The sequence below is a fragment of the Micromonospora sp. NPDC048170 genome, from assembly GCF_040652795.1.
In the GTDB taxonomy this organism is placed as follows: domain Bacteria; phylum Actinomycetota; class Actinomycetes; order Mycobacteriales; family Micromonosporaceae; genus Micromonospora.
Genome location: NZ_JBEZMR010000072.1, coordinates 1 through 1,054 on the forward strand (window position 1 = coordinate 1; position 1,054 = coordinate 1,054).

At 73.1% G+C, this 1,054-nt stretch carries 2 protein-coding genes; both read left to right on the forward strand.

From position 1 onward, the window contains the following. A partial coding sequence (locus tag AB0D32_RS32670; RefSeq protein ID WP_357098816.1) for a hypothetical protein occupies positions 1–572 on the forward strand: 572 nt, incomplete at its 5' end. Positions 573–662: 90 nt separating this feature from the next. Beyond that, positions 663–1,054 (forward strand): DUF4314 domain-containing protein (locus tag AB0D32_RS32675; RefSeq protein WP_357098819.1); only part of this gene is annotated, 392 nt, incomplete at its 3' end.

Genomic DNA, 1,054 nt, shown 5'->3' on the forward strand with positions numbered 1-1,054 from the left:
CGGAGGTCCTGGTGCCGCTGCTGCGCCGGATCTGGACCGACACGTTCGGCCGCGACACCGACGCCATGGCCGCCGCGCTGCTGGCCCGCCACTGGCGGACCCTCGTCGTCAACCCCAAGCCCCGGCGATGGGACCGGCAGCCGCCTGTACCGGGACTGGGCTACCCAGCCATCGCCGAGAACGACCCGATCCGGCAGGGCTCGCTGCGTGAGGACCTCGACGGGTTCGACGAGTGGATGTACCTGCTGCACCTCGACCAACGGCGGCTGGTGGTGTACGAGGCGACGGTCCACGGCCGCTGGCTGCGGCACAGCGCGCACCACCTCGACCCGGTTGAGGACCTGTTCGTCACCGAATCCGCCCTCGGCGAGGGCGGCTCGGGGATGACGGTGTGCACCGTGTGCGGCGCGGTCGACGAGATCGACCACGTCGAGGTGCCGTCGATGGCCGGCTACGGCTACGACACCGCCACCAGCTGCACCCGTTGCGGCTCCTCGGTCGCCACCGATCCGATGTTCGGCGACCACGTCACTCGCATGCCCTGGCCGCCGCACGCCCCCCACAACGGGTGACGCGACGGGCAGCACCCAATGAGCACGCCCGACCCGATGCCGTCGCCGCCCACCGGCCGCGGCCTCCCCATTCACCGATCGGAGAGCACCATGACCTACCAGCCCGGCCAGCGCGTCGCCCTGGTCCACACCAGCGACCCGTACACCCTGCTGCGCCCCGGCGACACCGGCACCGTCCGCCGCCACCACCAGCGGCAGAACACCGTCGAGGTCACCTGGGACAGCGGCTCAATCTTGTCGATGAGCCTCGACGACGGCGACCGCATCGCACCGGTCACCACCACCCCGCCGCCCACCGGCGGGCTGGTCGCCGAGGCCACCGGATGGGCCGCCGCGCTGCAGCGGATGCGCGCCGCCGGCACCGAGGCCGGCCGCACCGCCGCCGAATGGTGGGCTCAGGACACCATCACCGCCCGCGCGGGCGGTGACACGCGCCTGGCCGCGCGCCGGATCCTGGCCGGCATCGACGACGGCGATCCCGC